Genomic DNA, 15,787 nt, shown 5'->3' on the forward strand with positions numbered 1-15,787 from the left:
CTGCTCAAAACTGCAAACTATTTAGTCAGGCATCAATACGGTATTCACCACATGGATCACCCCATTGCTTTGAAATACATCGGCAATAGTTATCCATGATTTGCCGCCTTTTTCGTCAACCAGGTACAGTTTTTTACCTTTTGCCATTACGGTTAAAGTGCCGCCTTCAACGGTTTTTAATTCCGCTTTACCGTCACCGGCTTTAACTTTTGCCCACAGATCGGCTGAACTTATGCGGCCTGCCACCACATGATAGGTTAAGATTTTAGTCAGGGTAGCCTTGTTCTCAGGTTTTACAAGGGTGCCAACAGTTCCCGCAGGCAGTTTATCAAAGGCTTCGTTTGTTGGCGCGAAAACGGTAAACGGCCCTGCACTTTCCAGTGTTTCAACCAAACCGGCTGCTTTAACGGCAGCCACCAGCGTAGTGTGGTCTTTTGAATTTACTGCATTTTCAACAATGTTTTTTGTTGGGTACATGGCGGCGCCACCTACCATAGGGTTTGTTTGTGCGTTTGCTTTGGGCGCTATTGCAATAGCTGCTAATGCAAAGGCCGCGATCATTAATTTTTTCATAGGTTTTAATTTGTTTTTTAAAGGTTATGAAGCTATCATGAGTAGTTTTTATTTTTTGTAACTCATGATGGTTTCATAAGGTATGTATGTTATTTTAGGAGAAGATACGGCAGCATTAACAACCCGGTTTTTGAGATCGCCGTTTTTTGTTATTCCCCCAGGTTTTACAAATACCCGTTAGTTAGATCGGCGTTTTAGAAAAACAGCCCTGCAGCTATTTTATCAGCATATAATTTACCATTTGGGGTTAAGTAAATAATATTATCTTTTTGAGTGATCCACCCACGCTCAAAATATTCCTGCGCTACTTTTACCAGGTCAGGAGATGCCCCGGCAGCAATTTTCTCAATCATCCTCAAATCAAGTCCCCATATTGTTCTTAAAGAGGTCATGATATATTCATTCAGGCGGTTGCCTTCGGTCAGTATTTCCTCCTCAGCGGGTATTTCCCCTTTTTGCAAAGCTGCTATGTATTTCGCATTATTGGCCACGTTCCATTGCCTGGCCTCCTGGTTATAGGAGTGCGCCGAAGGGCCAATGCCAAGGTATTTTACCCCTTTCCAGTAATTAGCATTATGCCTTGAATAATTACCCGGTTTGCAAAAGTTAGAGATCTCGTAATGCTCGAAACCCCGGGTTTGCATGGCGTCCATCAGCAAAACAAATTGTTCTGCGCTTTGCTGGTCGTCCATGGCCGGTTGCTTTTTCTTGCTGATGAAGGAAGCCAGCGCCGTGCGCGGCTCAACTGTCATGGAATAAGTTGAAACATGGGGCACATCCAGCGCAAATACTTTATCCAGGTTTTGCTTCCATTTGGCATCCGTTAATAATGGATACCCATAAATAAGGTCGACGGTTATGTTTTCAAACCCCATATCCTGCGCTCTTTTTACGCAGGCTTCGGCTTCATCGCCTTTATGTACCCGGTTCATCCATAGCAGGTCCTCATCAAAAAAAGATTGAATGCCGATACTTAAACGATTGATATTGGTTTGCCGCAGGGCCTTTAGTTTAGCATTGTCAAGGTCATCAGGATTAGCTTCCAGGGTAATTTCGGCATTTGAATTTACCACATGCAGCTTGGTGATCGTCCCGATAATTAAATTGAGTTCATCAGCGGTTAATAAAGATGGTGTACCTCCGCCGAAGTAAATCGTTTCGATGGTTTCGCCGTCAAGATAGTTTTTTTGCTGGCTGATTTCTTTAAGGACAGCCTCTAAAAGCTCATCCTTATATTTTAGCGAGGTACTGAAATGAAAATCGCAGTAATAACACGCCTGTTTGCAAAAAGGGATGTGGATATAGATGCCGGCCATGTTTTTATGATAGCATAAATGAGGAAAAATGGCAAAAGAATAAAATAGATATAATGCTCATTATTAGATGTTTAATTGTTTTATTTTTACTTTATTTTTTTGCATTCTTTTTAATTTTATGTTAATTTTGTTACTCAGTTGTTACTTTTCGACTTTCGTGAGTAACAAAAGTAACAAATTATTTTATGGTAACCATTAGATATAAAGAACTAAGCAGCGGCAAATTTAGTGCCTATCTCGATATTTATTCTAACACCGGTGAGGGCAAAGGTAAGCGCAATTATGAGTTCCTTAAGATTTATGTCGATAAGGACTATTCTGATTCCGGAACACGGATTAGTGAGGCTGATAAGGATAAGCTTAAAATCATAAAGGCACTTCGCAATAAACGAGAAGATGAATTAAATTTCTCAGAGCATGGGTATAAACAACGCGCAAAAATAAATTATAATCTTCAAGATTATTTTGATCAATGTTTGTCCAAGAAATTTAATTACAAATTAGAATGCCTTATTATTCACCTTAAGAAGTACTTCCCTAAGCGAGATGTTTTAGTTCAGGACGTGGATGAAGATTTGTTAAGCAACTTTCAAGGCTACCTGCTTAACCAGGTCAGCAGAAATACCACTAATGCCTATATGTCCGTTTTTCGTCAGCATTTCAATAAATTGGTTGTAAAAGGTGTTATCCAAGCTTCGCCATTTAGTAGCTTCAAGATCATCGAAGAGGAAGATTCAGAGCGTACCACCCTTACCATCGAAGAAGTACGAACTTTAGCTAATTTCATCCCCAAAAAGGGGAACAGTCAGATCCGGCAAGCTTTTTTATTTTCATGCTTCACAGGGTTGCGGTTTTCAGATGTAAAAAAATTAGTTTATAGTGAAATTCAAAATGACCAGATTACTTTCCGGCCCGCCAAAACCACGAAAAAAATCGTCATAGTGCCACTAATCGAAGACGCTAAATTAATCATCGAAAAACTTCCAAAGCATCCGATTAATAAAAAGGTGTTTTGGGATCTGCCATCAAGCCAGGTTGTTAATGTTTATCTAAAATTTTGGGCATTGGAAGCGGGTATAAAGAAAAACCTTCACTTTCATGCTGCAAGACACACTTTCGCCACCATCGGCCTAACGTTCGGCATGGACATTTATACGATGAAAGAATTACTTGGACATAGTAAAATCGAAATGACACAAGTTTATGCTAAAATTGTTGATCAGAAAAAAAAGTTAGAAATGTCAAAATTCCCCTCATTAGCAAATGAAAAAGATACTCTTTGAAATCTTAATGCTAATTACGTTTTGCCTGGTATATTTTCTGATACCAGGGTTTCGGATTTCATTACTGATTTGCCTTTGTGTACTTTCAGTTTGGATTATACCTGCACAGGTCTTTTTATCCATCGGCTTTCAAGACTGGCTTGATGAACTAAGTGATAGGTTTGGACAACTTAGTTATGAAAAGCGTTTGGCGCAGCTCCGGGAAAAGTTTGCAGGCTTAACCGAGGCGGAAGCAAAAAAGCTGCGGTGGTTTTACATTCTTACACATGTGTTTCATTACCTGCTTATTTTGACCTATATAGCGGCGGTGGCAATAGTTGTATTCTTTTTGCTTTTTTATAGCGGTAATAAACATGACCCTTTATTTGTTGCTAAGGCATTTATTATCGCTTCAATTATCATCATCATCGGTTACCTGGTTGGTAGAAATATGTTTTCGGTTAAACAAAAAAAAGTACGTGATGAAATATTCAACTTATTGATTGGCAAGGAATGGAAAAAAAAGCTACATGGCAGCTCAAATGCCAGTGACATTTCTGATATATTCAACGTACAGCCGGTTTCATTTTATAGTTTCTGGTTGCAGGGAAAAGGATTGGAGGAAAAGGAAGTCGCATTTAAAAAATTCCTTGACAGCTTAAATCGACACAGCAAAGGGGGCAACCTGTTCAATATTGATCCGGCTGGACGGGTAGAAATCGTTCCTGTTGTCTACGTATCAGCTGTCAGCAAATCATTGGCCGGATTTCTCAAATATTGCATTGAAGATCGTAAGGTTCTTTCCCACGATATTCTCCATCATAAACATCGGGAGCTTTTACGCGATGTTTTTATTATTGACAAATTGAAAAACCTTGTTTTTTTAGAAGGACAGCGGTTTAAAGATACTCCTGTTGAGTACATTAATGTATATAAGTCCATCTCCCTTGACTAAGCACTTTGCATAGTTTCCAATAGTTGCTGACAGCATAGCATAAAGTACGGTCATTCGTTACCAATCAACCGTTCGTATAGGTTCGTTTTGTTCTATTTTTTTGCTTCCGAATTAAATCGGAAGACGAATGAATATCAACGAAAACATGCGCTTAATAGATCTGAAAGTTTCGGATTTATTAACTATCCTAAAAGAAACCGCACCGACCCCACCCGCATCGCCAACGAGCGATGATGATGAAATCGGGGGCTATGAGATTGCAGAAAAAATCACCGGTTACGCGCGCCAGACCCTTTACCAATTAAAATCAGCTGGTGAAATCCCTTATATCGCCCTGCCCAATGGCGGTGTCCGGTTCTCTAAAAAGGCAATTGTCAATTGGTTAATGTCCCATAAAAAACTGACCAACGAGGAAATAGTAGACAGAGCCGAAAATTTTGTGTTTAAACGCAGAGCACGCCGCAAATAAATCAAGCGATCAAAAACTAATTCCTATGACATTAGATTGTAACCAGGCCAGGCAAATTCCGATAGTTGGATACCTGGCAAAATGCGGGTTTCACCCGCAATATATCAAAGGGGCCGATCACTGGTACCTGTCCCCGATCAGGGAGGAAAACACAGCCTCTTTTAAAGTCAATACCCGGTTGAATGCCTGGTTTGACCACGGCATCGGCGAAGGCGGCAACCTGATCGACCTGGGCATCCGGCTGCACCGCTGCTCGGTGGAAGAACTGCTGGCCCGCCTGTCCGCGGACGACTACACCCTTTCTTTTCATCAGCCATGGGTGGCTACGGCGGAACGCGAGACGGCATCTCCCGTTAGCGGCGCTAATGATACGGATGAGCCGCGTATTATCGTACTGGACGTTACGCCGTTGCACAGTCCTGGCCTGATCACATACATTACCGGCCGGGGTATTGACCTCACTTGTGTTCGCTGGTTTTGCCGGGAGGTCAAGTTTAGCATTAAAGACAAGACCTATATGGCTATCGGTTTTGAGAACCGTTCCGGAGGCTATGAGCTGCGCAATCCCTGGTTCAAGGGGTCATCATCACCAAAGGACATTACGGTGATCAGCAGCCATAACAACGCACAGGCGGTATGCCTGGTCGAGGGCTTTATGGATTTCCTGTCGTTGCAACGATTTCGGAAATTCCCCGACACGCCTACCGACATTATCGTACTGAACTCGGTTGCCCTCATCGGCAGGAGTATCGAATTGCTAAGTGGTTACCAGGATGTTTATCAATACCTGAACCATGATAGCGCAGGCCACGCCGCAACCGAAAAACTGAAGCAAGCAGGTATCCACGCGATTGATGCGAGTAGTTTTTACCAGGGTCATAACGACATTAATGCCTATTTGCTGGCAATGCAACAGAACACATTACAACAGGAAATAAACACCCAACCGCATGAAAAGCATGGCCATAGCTTACGGCGCTAAAGCGCCCCATATATATGTATATGGGCATAGTTGTATATCTCACTTTTTAGGTGAGCCAGCTATGTTTTGGCTATGCCAAAACTCGCTGGCCCCCCTCATGCTATCGCATTCGGGGGATTTTTGAAGACTTTTTTACGATAATGAATAAGACTATTAACAAGACCGGGATCACCACAGCCGGTAAAAATAAAACAGGTGCAGCCAAAGGAGGCCGGCCAACAAAGCAACACAAACGGCGGCAGCTGTTGGCAGCCATGTGTACACCCCTGGAAAAAAAGATGATAGAGATCAATGCCCAAAGGGTGGGTTTAACGGTATCAGAGTTCCTGCGCGACCTGGGTTTGAAAAACAGGATACAGGTGAAGATCAAAAGTCTGCCCAAGTCAGTATTGGAACTTAAAGGCACCCTAAATCACACGGCGGCCAACATTAACCAGCTGGCGCGGAAACGTAACAGCGGGGACGAACTGAACGCCCTGGAGCGGGCGCTGCTCAATCAATGTGTCCGCGAGATACAAGGTTTAATTGGCACCATAAACAGCTATTTACAATGATCGGAAAAATAGTTACCGGCAAAAGTTTCCGGGGTTGCCTGAACTACCTGCATGAGGGCAGGCTCCAGGAAACCGAGGAACAGCAACGGCAGGAAATGGAAAAGAAGCAGGCACAGGTCATCGCCTACAACCAATGTTTCGGCAACAAGAAAGAGCTGATCCGGCAATTTATCGAGGTCAGCAAACTGAATCCAAAGGTCAGCAAGCCGGTGTTTCATTTGACCGTTAGTTTAGCCCATGCCGATGCAGGCAAGCTCAATAACCAGCAAAAGGCGGATATCGCCGCATCACTGGCCAAAGAGTTCGAGTTTGATCGTAATCAGTATGTGGTCGTTACCCATGCAGATACCCAGCATGAACATCTGCATATTGTCGCCAACCGCATCGGTTATGACGGCAAGACAGCGGGCGACAGTAATAGTTACAAGCGTGTGGCCGAAACCTGCCGCAAAATGGAACTGGCCTATAAGCTGGAAAAAGTATTAAGCCCAAACAAATTCCTGGCGCCGGAACAGCGCGTAGCGCAAAGCCAGCGGATCGACCAGCGAAAGGAAGTTTTGAAGCAGCACCTTTCCAAAGCCATCAAGCAATGCCGGGATGTGCAGCAGGTAAAGCAATACATGGAAGACCGGGGCTATAAGGTGGAACAAGGCAGGGGCATCGCTTTTACCGATCAGCAGCAGGTCTACTTTAAGGGCAGCCAGGTTGGCTACAGTCTGCAAACCATTGAAAATAAATTAAAACAGGAACAACAATTAAAAGAGCAATTAAAACAACAACAGCAGCAACAACAAAAACTGGCCCTGCAACGGCAACAGGAGCAAATCAGGGAGCAAAAACGCGACCGGAGCCACGGTATGCATATGTGATAACAATATCTAAAGAAAGACGAATAACCAATTAATTAACTCAAATACTTAAGCAATGAAAACTGAAGAATTAGAATTAGACGAACGAAGCTTGAAAGACATCATCGGCGATATGACTGTTGAGCTACAAAAATGCCATGCGTTTATGGCGGTGCAAACCAACGAGCGGGAGGCAAGAGACAAGCTAATCGCTGAAAAAAACAAGGGAATCGGGCAACTGGTTACTGATTTTAAAGAGGACCTGAAGAATATCAAGGTCATCGCGCCACCAGCTGACCTATCGCCGGTAACCAAGACCTTAACAAATGGTTTGGCCGACATTAACCAAACTATTGACAAGGGGCCAAAGCCGATCCACAGGTCATTGAAAATTAACCTGTTCCCGGAACACAACCACAGGGAGCATTATAAATTGGTCTATGGCAGGTTGATCCCTTCATTATTAGGTTTTATCATTTTATTTTTTGTTTGCCTGACTGTCCGTGATTCATTGGACGCCTACCGGGCACATCAACAAAATATCGACGGTAATAACTGCATCAATGCATGGAATTATGTTTATAACCATTCCGGCCCTGCAACGCAAAAAAGAATGTCAAAAGCTTTGGAAGATGCGAGCAAATGATCAAAAAACAGACAGCCGTATGACAGCTGCGCACAGCGAAACAACAATTAATTACTTAATATTTATTAAATTTGAATAGTGTTATGGACAAGAGTATGGAAACCCAAATTATTACGGATGCTAACGGCGAACCACTAAGGGTAATCATGGATTACCAGGAGTATGCTAAAATACTCGAAGAATTGAAACGGCCATTGCCAGCACCTGTCAAGGTTGAAGAACGTAACCCGCTTGATTGGTATTCATTAACAGAAAGCGCTAAATCCATTGTGAACGGACTGGTGGCCCTGGCTTCGCGGGAACACATGAAAGAAATGGATAAACCGCAACCTAACCAGGACCGGATAAAAGAACTTGTTAGTTTACGCGATGAAGCATTAGCCATTAACCGTGATCCGGAAAATTTCATGAGCCTGCCGCGCATGGAGGAGATCATCGCTAAATACAGTCCGATACTGCTGGCAGAGAAAAAAAAATACCATAAGCGAATCTTATTCGCCATCCCTTTCCAAAACGTTGCAAACCTTGTATGCGCTGAGTGATTCTGCGTTTGAAAAGGCGCAACTCTATATCATCGATAACCACCGGGGTAATTTAACACCTGCTGAAAACCCTATCGCTGTTATCATAGGCGCGCAACCCGGTGCAGGTAAAAGCGAACTGGAAACTATCGCCCAAAAAGAATTGGGTGGTAATGTTATGATCTGTAACCTCGATGCTTTACGGGACTTTCATCCTGATGCGGAAACCATTAAAAGAAAGCACGAAGCCTATTATCCTGATATTACCGGGGACTATGCATGGAAATGGCGGGCCGGTCTAATGGATTATTGTGTAGAGAACCGGCTAAACTTTATTATGGAAGTTACTTTTGCAGACGGCCCCTATATCAATAGCGTCATCAACGGATTAAGGGAAAACGATTACCAGGTTAACCTCAAGTTGCTTGCAGTACATCCACAATTAAGTCTTTTGGGCATTCAGGATCGCTATGAACAACAGAAATTGGAGAATGAATCCGGGAGAATGGTCATTAAGGAAGCGCACGACGATCGTTACAGCAAGTTGATCCCCTCACTGATAACGGTGCAGGCGGAATCTTTATACAGTAAGTTGGAGATATATGGCCGGAATGTGGCCTCGGGCCTGCATTCGGATATTCATGGTGTACACCTGATCGCCACCAATCCCCCCAACGCCGTACAGGTCTTTCAGCATGTATTCGATCAGCCCTGGCCGGATAAACTGGTGCAATTTTTTGAACAGAAAATGCAATCGGTCATCCAGCTTAAAGAAGTCAGGAACGCGCCCAAATGGGAAATTGCAAAGTTCAAAGAGGAAATGCAAACTCAATATATCTCCCCCGGCCAAATGCAACAGTTGGTCGAGCAGCAGCAGCGTGAGTTAAAAGCAGCACAGGAACTAAAGTCAGCACAAGAGCTAAAAGCCGCGCAGGAACGGCAGGAATTAGAGCGGCAACGAAAGGCCGAGGAACAACGCCAAAACCTATTTATACGCAAAGGCCCTGGTAAAGACCGGGGCATGGGTGGGCCGAGCCGGTAAATTACCCTGTTTAATTACCGCCTGGAGGTAATAGCAAAGATGTAGTTTTGCATGTGCGAAACCATCTTTGCTGCCCTCGTGGTCAGGGTTTCGCGGCGAATCTTGCGAAATCTAGCGGTCCAAAACGAAGTGATCTGAAATAGGCGATAACCTTTTTGTAAATTAGTGTGTAATAATATATCAATGGAAGCAGACCCTTATAAACCGATCTTTGAATGTACTTTGAAAGAGATGGAAGATCGATTACGTCCGGTAATTGAAAAGGTAGAGGCCGAAAATCTTAAGGCCGGTTTTTATAATATTTACCACTATGGTAATTCCAAAAACATGTTTGTCCACCAATATGCTGACCACCGGGAACTTGTATGCGTAAACGCTGCAACCGGGGAAATAGTGGTGGTCAATGCAAACTTTTAGGTAACCTATTGATTTTTGACAGCAGCCAATGATATTTAATTATTCACCTACGGATAGCTCCGGGTCAAATACAGGGTCAAGAACATTCCACGTACCCTGACCGTAGCTAGCTTTGAACACCGCAGTATTATGTACCGGCAATAAGGTCATCTGATCACGAAAGACGGTCATGGCCGCCGGATCATCATGTTGGCCTGTGGTAAAATATTGCCAGATCACGCGCATGACGTGGCCATGCGCGAAAACCAGGATAAACGCTTCGTCCCTTTGCTCTAAACGTTTAATACACGAAATTACACGGCTTCGGAAGCTGTTAAACGATTCCGCACCTTCACCATGAACAGAATCAGGCTGACAGGCATCCCAGTAATTTTTTACCCAGGGCCGCCGCTGATCGACGGTGGTATTAATACATGCTTTGGGCGATAAAAAATCAAACTCATGTATTGGCCATACCAATGTTTGAACTTGAGGGTGTTTTTCCAATAAAGGCCGCGCGGTTTGTTGCGTTCTTATATAGGACGAACAGATTACCAGGTCAGGCACAGCATTGATAATATCAGCTAAAATTTCCGCCTGTTCATGTCCTTTGGGAGTTAATGCAATCAGTCCGGGATCGTCAGTAGGAAGTCCGGCATTCGCCTCGGATTCGGCATGGCGGATAAACCATACATTTTTCATAGACTCAAATTTACTGATATGAAGCTATATTTTAAAATGGCGTGAAAAATTTGGAAGCTAGCCATGGTCAGTATCTATACCGACAGCCTCACCGACCCGGACTTCAAAGATATTTATGCTCCGTTGGATGGTATAGTAATGAATGCGGAAGTCATGATCAAATTGCTGAACTAATCGGCTAAGTCCTTTGCAATCTTTTAGCCAGTTTCCCAATGGTCAAACCCTGCACTAAAATAGAAAAAACCACGATCATATAGGTAATGAGCACGAATTCATCCCGGTGCATAGCCGGGCTTAAAGAAAGAGCCAGGGCTACTGATAAGCCGCCCCTTAAACCGCCCCAGGTAAGGATGGCGACCGCGTGTTTTTCAAATTTGATCTTAAAACGCAATAATAACACAGGGAAAAAGACGGACACCCAGCGGGCTAGTAGTACGGTCAGGACGGACAGGACGCCAATAAGCAAAACTGTCATATTGATCTTAATGATCAGCATTTCCAAGCCTATTAGCAGGAAAAGGATAGCGTTCAGGATCTCATCGACCAGCTCCCAGAATTTATCGAGGTAATCCCGGCTGGTGTCGGACAGCGCCTCGTCTTTTACCTTGTTGCCTGTGATGATACCCGCTACTACCATCGCCAGCGGGCCGGATACGTGCAGATGACTTGCAATGAGGTAACCACCCATCACGATGGCTAAGGTGACCAGTACCTCCACTTTATAATCATCAATCGAGCGAAGGGCGTAAAAACCAATATAGCCTAACAAGCCGCCAAACAGCAACCCGCCAACGGCTTCCTGTAAAAAAAGTCTGCCAACCGCTAAAAAATCAACAGCGGAAACCCCGGAACCGGCGGCATCCAGCAAGGTGACAAATACCACCACCGCCACGCCGTCATTAAACAAGGATTCTCCAGAAATTTTGAGCTCCAGCGAAGACGGAATTTTGGCTGTCTTCAGTATAGCCAATACCGCAATCGGGTCGGTTGGTGATATTAATGCGCCAAATAGCAGGCAGTAAATAAAAGGAATTGGCAAATGAAACAACCCGAATAGGCCCCAGGTCATCCCGCCAACCAGGGTGGTAGAAATCAGGATACCTAAAGTTGATAAGGCCAGCACCGGCCAGCGTTCCTTTTTGAGTTTCCCGGCATCAATCTGAATAGCCCCGGCAAACAGCAGGAAGCTGAGCATAAAATTTAGCAGCACCTCCCGGAAATTAATAGAGGAAGCTAATTGAACGGCTTTATCCGAAAGCATAGAATGGAAATTGCCAAATATCACCAGCAGCATGGACGATAGCAGGGACAGTACCATAATACCAATCGTGGGAGGCCATTTGATCAGCCGGTGATTGATATAGGCGAATACTGCGGTCAGCACGATCGTAATGGTCAGAATCTCGTTAATGCTCATGTAGTGCTAATTTACTATTTATCTGGAATGCATGGGTGTAACTTAGCGGATTAATATGCTATCCAGAAACATAGCTGACAATGTTCAGACTGTAGATTAATTATTAGGCAATAATTATAAATCAGATGTTTACGATAGTAATAGCAGCCATTCCTTATTCACCTGTGCCGCGAAGATAGCCCACCGCCGGGATAAAAAGTAAAGGCTATACAAGCGGGCGGGAGTTGTTTGCTTTCAGCGGCCCCGCCCGGCCTTGACTTTTTACCCGGCTCGCGCTGTTGGTTGCTTAACAGTTGAATAAGGGATGGTGGGTTCAGCAGGTCGCAGACCTGCCTTGGTGTAGCCGTAGTGGTTTGTTTATTCTATCTTTCTTAAAATAAAATAGCTATTTTTACAATTACAAAAACAGGTAAGCTATCCTGCTTGCCTATTGTGATAAGGTTTAGGTTGAAAGGCCCGGCAGCGAGTGTTAGGGTCTTTCTTTTTGAGACTTAACCTGACCAATAGTATGAAGAAGACCTATAAACGTTACATAATTACTGATAAACCTAAAACATGCTTATCGAACAATACGAAATCGTCAAGGAGAGTATTTTTCTTTTTGACAATCTTGAAGAAAAAATCAAAGGCCGAATTGTAAAAATCATAAAAGGTGCTAATGCTGCCTACCAGTGGGATTTGAATTATTATTGCCGTTTAGACCACGAAGCGGGTGTATATTGTCCGTCCGCTCCATTTGGTGATTCAATGGCTGAAACGGAACATAAACTAATGTCTTATGTCAAACGATTTGAAAAGGCAGTCCAGGTAGTCCCCAATGATTTCTATTAAATAGCGGTTAATTAATGGCAAAGGAAAAATCGCTGATTAATAAATGGAGCCATTTAAAATCAGAAATAAAAAGACGACCGATATTAGGATTGAAATTGGGGTTTTCGGCTGAAATTCTGCATCATTATTATTATCATACGCCACCTGATCATGAAATTCTTCGGGTCGAAACCCTGTTATATCAAGACCGGACGGAAAAGACCAGGAGAATTAGAGATGAATTAAGCAAGGTCGTAGGTCACAGAGAGGCTGTAAAAGTTTCGCAGAAAATTGGGATAAGTGATTCTAAGTTGAGAGATATTATGGAAGGAAAAGATTTGACACCTTCTTATGATATTATAGCCAAAATTGAATTTTTCCTTTTTATGATTGTCGGGTTCGATGTTTCCCTTGAAAATGAGGAATTTAAAAGTGCTTATTTAGATACCTTAGTCGATAACTTATCGTCAAAAGTAAACTCGATTGGCGTATCTCTGCTGCGATGTTCAGAAAATATGGCGTTTCTTAAAAAATACCCGGTGAATAAAAATTATCCCAAATTGTCCAATAGTGACGAATATTATTTAAGAGGCCCTTTATCCTCAATTGCCAGGGATTTAAAGAGACTTACAGAAGTTCAGGAAGAAATACAGATATTTATGGATACTTATGTTAGAAAAGTTAAAGATATTCGTTGATTTTTTCCATTTTTAAGGGTAAAAACCATGATTTTAGGTGGTGTATGTTATGGAGATGTTGACCACCCTGTTCCGGGCCAAATTGACCACTGGGTTAGCTGACTTTTGGGTTGCAGCAAATGCTGTAAAAGCATGTACAAAAATAGTTATTTAAAAGGTAATTTCATTAGTGGCTGTTTTCCGGTTCCACGCCACGTTTTCTTCTCATAGATTCTCCCTTTAGCTCGATACGGTGCGCATCATGAACGATCCGGTCCAGGATAGCATCAGCAATCGTTTTTTCACCAATCACCTCAAACCATTTATTGACCGGCAGCTGTGAGGTAATGATCAGCGAGGTCTTACCGTGCCGGTCCTCAATGATCTCCATGAGTGCCGCCCTGCTTTGTGCATCAAAAGGCTGGATACCAAAGTCGTCCATAATGAGCAGTTGCTGTCGTTCCAGCTTGGCAGTCTCTTTGATATAGGAGCCGTCTGCCTTAGCCATCTTCAGTTTGGCAAACAGTTTAGGTGTGCTGGTATACAACACCCGGTAACCCAATATGCAGGCCTGGTGGCCAATGGCAGAAGCAATATAACTTTTACCGATACCTGTGCTGCCGGTGATCAGCAGGTTCTCAAAGCGGTCAATAAAGGTACAGTCCGCCAGACGCATAACCTGGTTCCGGTCGATTGTGCGGTCAGCATGGTAGTGAACATCCTCTATAGCAGCTTTATAGCGGAATTTGGCATAAAGGATAGTGCGCTCTATACGCCGGTTCTGCCGGTCTTCCCATTCAGCTTCTACCAGGTGGGCCAGCAGTTCGTCCGCTGTGTAATCATTCGTTTTACCGGTTTCCATGCTGCTTTTAAAGGCATGGAACATGCCGAAGAACTTCATCTTCCGCAGTTTGTCTAAGGTGCTTGTGTTCATGTTGTTATTGGTTTATTGTTGTATATTATTTACTTGTAATCGCCCCTGATGTTCTTGTGATCTGGCATAGGCAGCTCATCGGCAAATAAGCTTTCCTCGTAGTTATCCATCTTGTTTTCCAGTATGGTTTGTATCGTTTTATAGTTATAGACACCATAACTCAATGCCCGCTGGCAGGCAATAGTCAATCGTTCGTTCCCTGCTTTTTTCGCAAAGCCAAGCACCCCCAGGCACGATTTATAAGCCTGTTCGGGGTGTTGCTTGCGCTCCAGTATCTGAAGGATATACAGCCTTACGTCCTCATGAATGGAGGCTGCCCAATCCAGGAACATATCTGGCGTCCAGTCACTTTTAAAGCGGTGCGTACTGGCCATGTGCTCTTTATCAGTGGTATAGCCATAGGGGTTTTTATTGCGTTTATGCAAGGCGATACGCTCATAGTTGTAATAGATCTCTACGGTAGTGCGGGAGTATAACAGCTTGACATGTTTGCCGATAAAGCGGTAAGGGACACTGTAATAGTGCTTATCCGGGCCGAGGTTAACATGGCCGTTCTTGATTACCCTGGCCTGGTGCTGCTTCTTAAACTGGTAGCGCAGGACTGGCAGTGGTGCGAGGGTTTGGCGCTCGATCTCTTCAAACTGTAGTATTCTGCTATAGTTACGCCCCTTGAGTAACTGGCTGTTATGGACTTCCAGGGCCTGCCAGATCGCTGCATTGAGTTCTGTTAAAGAATGGTAGACATGCTTGTTTAAAGGCGCGTATATCTTGGTATAAATGATCTTTACCGCACCTTCCACCAATGCCTTATCGCGAGGGCGGTACGCCCGAGCTGGTAATATAGTTGTACCATAGTGATCGGCAAAGTCTTCAAATGTTTCGTTCAGGGTAGGTTCGTAGCGGCTGCTTTTGGTTACGGCAGCCTTCAGGTTATCGGGAACAATGGCGGCGGGAACGCCGCCAATAAAGTGCAGGGTATTCTCGCAGGCTGCTATAAAGTCTTCCTTTTGCTGGCTCATAACGGCCTCTACGTAGGTTAACTGGCTGGCGCCCAGGATGGCTACAAAGACCTCTACAGGCGTGATCTCCCCGGTATCCTTATCGGTGATGCTCAACTTCTCCCCGGCAAAATCGACATATAGCTTGTCCCCGGCCTTGTGATCCATGTGCATGGTCGGGTTGACCCTGGCCTTCCACTGGTTATAATAAAAGCAAAACTGGCTGTATTGGTAGCCGTCCGGGAACTCTTTGAAGTAGGCCTCCCATAGCATCTGCCGGTTAACACCTGTTCGTTTGAGTTCTTTATCGACGTGGGGAAAGCAGCGCAGCATGGACTGCATACGCGCATTTGGTGGGTGTTCTTTGGACTTTCCGAACAAATCTTCCAGCTCTTTGTCGTTCAGCGCGTTAACCTCATCAAAGGTGAAACCGCTGGCTTTAAATGCTGTTATGTACTTTTTTACTGTGTTTCTCGATGCATCGGCCTGGGCAGCTATCGTCAGTAGGGGCCGCTGCTGGCTGTGCATCTTTAGTATCTTTCTTATCTTACTCATGCTGATTGTTAAGTTGGCCATGCTTTACGAAGGTGTCTTTGCCCTCAAAAGATGGTTACTTCTACAGCATTTGCTACGTGTTTGGGGTGGTCAGTTTCCCCCGGAATGCCCTGGTCAATTTCCCCCGGAA

The 15,787-nt window shown here is 44.0% G+C and carries 18 protein-coding genes; 12 read left to right on the forward strand and 6 right to left on the reverse strand.

Annotated features, from left to right (window positions below):
* Positions 1 to 21 precede the first annotated feature (21 nt).
* Positions 22 to 573, reverse strand: a complete 552-nt coding sequence (locus tag MgSA37_RS22255) for a fasciclin domain-containing protein (RefSeq protein ID WP_096355147.1) — start codon at positions 571 to 573, stop codon at positions 22 to 24.
* 194 nt (positions 574 to 767) lie between these two features.
* The gene (gene hemW / locus MgSA37_RS22260) at positions 768 to 1,889 is read right to left on the reverse strand and encodes a radical SAM family heme chaperone HemW (protein WP_096355149.1); all 1,122 of its coding nucleotides are present in this window, start codon (positions 1,887 to 1,889) and stop codon (positions 768 to 770) included.
* 185 nt (positions 1,890 to 2,074) lie between these two features.
* On the opposite strand from hemW, the gene MgSA37_RS22265 reads away from it, so the two are divergent.
* The 10 genes from MgSA37_RS22265 (at position 2,075) to MgSA37_RS22310 (ending at position 9,585) form a co-directional block, all read left to right on the forward strand.
* Positions 2,075 to 3,172, forward strand: a complete 1,098-nt coding sequence (locus MgSA37_RS22265; RefSeq protein WP_096355151.1) for a site-specific integrase — start codon at positions 2,075 to 2,077, stop codon at positions 3,170 to 3,172.
* Entirely contained in the window at positions 3,153 to 4,106 is a 954-nt protein-coding gene (locus MgSA37_RS22270) for a hypothetical protein (protein WP_096355153.1), read from the forward strand. The genes MgSA37_RS22265 and MgSA37_RS22270 overlap by 20 nt, the downstream gene beginning before the upstream one ends.
* Before the next feature lie 127 nt (positions 4,107 to 4,233).
* Complete coding sequence (locus tag MgSA37_RS22275; protein WP_096355155.1) at positions 4,234 to 4,575, forward strand: helix-turn-helix transcriptional regulator; 342 nt, start codon at positions 4,234 to 4,236, stop codon at positions 4,573 to 4,575.
* 25 nt (positions 4,576 to 4,600) lie between these two features.
* A complete protein-coding gene (locus tag MgSA37_RS22280; RefSeq protein ID WP_096355157.1) occupies positions 4,601 to 5,557 on the forward strand; it encodes a toprim domain-containing protein in 957 nt (318 codons plus the stop codon).
* Between the two features lie 140 nt (positions 5,558 to 5,697).
* Complete coding sequence (locus MgSA37_RS22285; RefSeq protein WP_096355159.1) at positions 5,698 to 6,111, forward strand: plasmid mobilization protein; 414 nt, start codon at positions 5,698 to 5,700, stop codon at positions 6,109 to 6,111.
* On the forward strand, positions 6,108 to 6,980 hold the full coding sequence (locus tag MgSA37_RS22290) for a relaxase/mobilization nuclease domain-containing protein (protein ID WP_096355161.1): 873 nt from the start codon (positions 6,108 to 6,110) through the stop codon (positions 6,978 to 6,980). Before MgSA37_RS22285 ends, MgSA37_RS22290 begins: the two co-directional genes overlap by 4 nt.
* A gap of 55 nt (positions 6,981 to 7,035) precedes the next feature.
* Positions 7,036 to 7,605 (forward strand): hypothetical protein, encoded by a 570-nt coding sequence (locus MgSA37_RS22295; RefSeq protein WP_096355163.1) that lies wholly within the window; start codon positions 7,036 to 7,038, stop codon positions 7,603 to 7,605.
* An 83-nt stretch (positions 7,606 to 7,688) separates the two neighbouring features.
* On the forward strand, positions 7,689 to 8,147 hold the full coding sequence (locus tag MgSA37_RS22300; RefSeq protein ID WP_157750685.1) for a hypothetical protein: 459 nt from the start codon (positions 7,689 to 7,691) through the stop codon (positions 8,145 to 8,147).
* Positions 8,122 to 9,168 (forward strand): zeta toxin family protein, encoded by a 1,047-nt coding sequence (locus MgSA37_RS22305; protein ID WP_157750686.1) that lies wholly within the window; start codon positions 8,122 to 8,124, stop codon positions 9,166 to 9,168. Before MgSA37_RS22300 ends, MgSA37_RS22305 begins: the two co-directional genes overlap by 26 nt.
* 183 nt (positions 9,169 to 9,351) lie before the next feature.
* Entirely contained in the window at positions 9,352 to 9,585 is a 234-nt protein-coding gene (locus MgSA37_RS22310) for a hypothetical protein (RefSeq protein ID WP_096355169.1), read from the forward strand.
* 39 nt (positions 9,586 to 9,624) lie between these two features.
* Here the strand turns inward: MgSA37_RS22310 and MgSA37_RS22315 are convergent, their stop codons facing one another.
* Both MgSA37_RS22315 and MgSA37_RS22320 read right to left on the reverse strand, forming a co-directional pair.
* The gene (locus MgSA37_RS22315; RefSeq protein WP_096355171.1) at positions 9,625 to 10,266 is read right to left on the reverse strand and encodes a histidine phosphatase family protein; all 642 of its coding nucleotides are present in this window, start codon (positions 10,264 to 10,266) and stop codon (positions 9,625 to 9,627) included.
* A 178-nt stretch (positions 10,267 to 10,444) separates the two neighbouring features.
* Positions 10,445 to 11,683, reverse strand: a complete 1,239-nt coding sequence (locus MgSA37_RS22320) for a cation:proton antiporter (protein WP_096355173.1) — start codon at positions 11,681 to 11,683, stop codon at positions 10,445 to 10,447.
* 555 nt (positions 11,684 to 12,238) lie between these two features.
* Here MgSA37_RS22320 and MgSA37_RS22325 point away from each other — a divergent pair.
* Positions 12,239 to 12,514: a hypothetical protein gene (locus MgSA37_RS22325; RefSeq protein ID WP_096355175.1), complete on the forward strand. Its 276-nt coding sequence runs from the start codon at positions 12,239 to 12,241 to the stop codon at positions 12,512 to 12,514.
* 14 nt (positions 12,515 to 12,528) lie between these two features.
* Positions 12,529 to 13,191 carry a hypothetical protein gene (locus MgSA37_RS22330; RefSeq protein ID WP_096355177.1) on the forward strand — a complete coding sequence of 221 codons (663 nt, stop codon included), beginning with the start codon at positions 12,529 to 12,531 and terminating at the stop codon, positions 13,189 to 13,191.
* A 166-nt stretch (positions 13,192 to 13,357) separates the two neighbouring features.
* Here MgSA37_RS22330 and istB read toward each other — a convergent pair whose 3' ends face one another.
* Both istB and istA read right to left on the reverse strand, forming a co-directional pair.
* Positions 13,358 to 14,104 carry an IS21-like element helper ATPase IstB gene (gene istB, locus MgSA37_RS22335; RefSeq protein ID WP_096355179.1) on the reverse strand — a complete coding sequence of 249 codons (747 nt, stop codon included), beginning with the start codon at positions 14,102 to 14,104 and terminating at the stop codon, positions 13,358 to 13,360.
* A gap of 29 nt (positions 14,105 to 14,133) precedes the next feature.
* A complete protein-coding gene (istA, locus tag MgSA37_RS22340) occupies positions 14,134 to 15,657 on the reverse strand; it encodes an IS21 family transposase (protein ID WP_232010710.1) in 1,524 nt (507 codons plus the stop codon).
* Between the last annotated feature and the right edge of the window lie 130 nt (positions 15,658 to 15,787).

The organism is Mucilaginibacter gotjawali (genome assembly GCF_002355435.1).
Classification (GTDB): Bacteria; Bacteroidota; Bacteroidia; order Sphingobacteriales; family Sphingobacteriaceae; genus Mucilaginibacter; species Mucilaginibacter gotjawali.

Excerpts from the sequence above, each read along its gene's own strand:
- MgSA37_RS22255 (WP_096355147.1), bottom strand. The coding sequence starts at position 573 with ATGAAAAAATTAATGATCGCGGCCTTTGCATTAGCAGCTATTGCAATA.
- hemW (WP_096355149.1), bottom strand. The coding sequence starts at position 1,889 with ATGGCCGGCATCTATATCCACATCCCTTTTTGCAAACAGGCGTGTTAT.
- MgSA37_RS22265 (WP_096355151.1), top strand. The coding sequence starts at position 2,075 with ATGGTAACCATTAGATATAAAGAACTAAGCAGCGGCAAATTTAGTGCC.
- MgSA37_RS22270 (WP_096355153.1), top strand. The coding sequence starts at position 3,153 with ATGAAAAAGATACTCTTTGAAATCTTAATGCTAATTACGTTTTGCCTG.
- MgSA37_RS22275 (WP_096355155.1), top strand. The coding sequence starts at position 4,234 with ATGAATATCAACGAAAACATGCGCTTAATAGATCTGAAAGTTTCGGAT.
- MgSA37_RS22280 (WP_096355157.1), top strand. The coding sequence starts at position 4,601 with ATGACATTAGATTGTAACCAGGCCAGGCAAATTCCGATAGTTGGATAC.
- MgSA37_RS22285 (WP_096355159.1), top strand. The coding sequence starts at position 5,698 with ATGAATAAGACTATTAACAAGACCGGGATCACCACAGCCGGTAAAAAT.
- MgSA37_RS22290 (WP_096355161.1), top strand. The coding sequence starts at position 6,108 with ATGATCGGAAAAATAGTTACCGGCAAAAGTTTCCGGGGTTGCCTGAAC.
- MgSA37_RS22295 (WP_096355163.1), top strand. The coding sequence starts at position 7,036 with ATGAAAACTGAAGAATTAGAATTAGACGAACGAAGCTTGAAAGACATC.
- MgSA37_RS22300 (WP_157750685.1), top strand. The coding sequence starts at position 7,689 with ATGGACAAGAGTATGGAAACCCAAATTATTACGGATGCTAACGGCGAA.
- MgSA37_RS22310 (WP_096355169.1), top strand. The coding sequence starts at position 9,352 with ATGGAAGCAGACCCTTATAAACCGATCTTTGAATGTACTTTGAAAGAG.
- MgSA37_RS22315 (WP_096355171.1), bottom strand. The coding sequence starts at position 10,266 with ATGAAAAATGTATGGTTTATCCGCCATGCCGAATCCGAGGCGAATGCC.
- MgSA37_RS22320 (WP_096355173.1), bottom strand. The coding sequence starts at position 11,683 with ATGAGCATTAACGAGATTCTGACCATTACGATCGTGCTGACCGCAGTA.
- MgSA37_RS22325 (WP_096355175.1), top strand. The coding sequence starts at position 12,239 with ATGCTTATCGAACAATACGAAATCGTCAAGGAGAGTATTTTTCTTTTT.
- MgSA37_RS22330 (WP_096355177.1), top strand. The coding sequence starts at position 12,529 with ATGGCAAAGGAAAAATCGCTGATTAATAAATGGAGCCATTTAAAATCA.
- istB (WP_096355179.1), bottom strand. The coding sequence starts at position 14,104 with ATGAACACAAGCACCTTAGACAAACTGCGGAAGATGAAGTTCTTCGGC.
- istA (WP_232010710.1), bottom strand. The coding sequence starts at position 15,657 with ATGAGTAAGATAAGAAAGATACTAAAGATGCACAGCCAGCAGCGGCCC.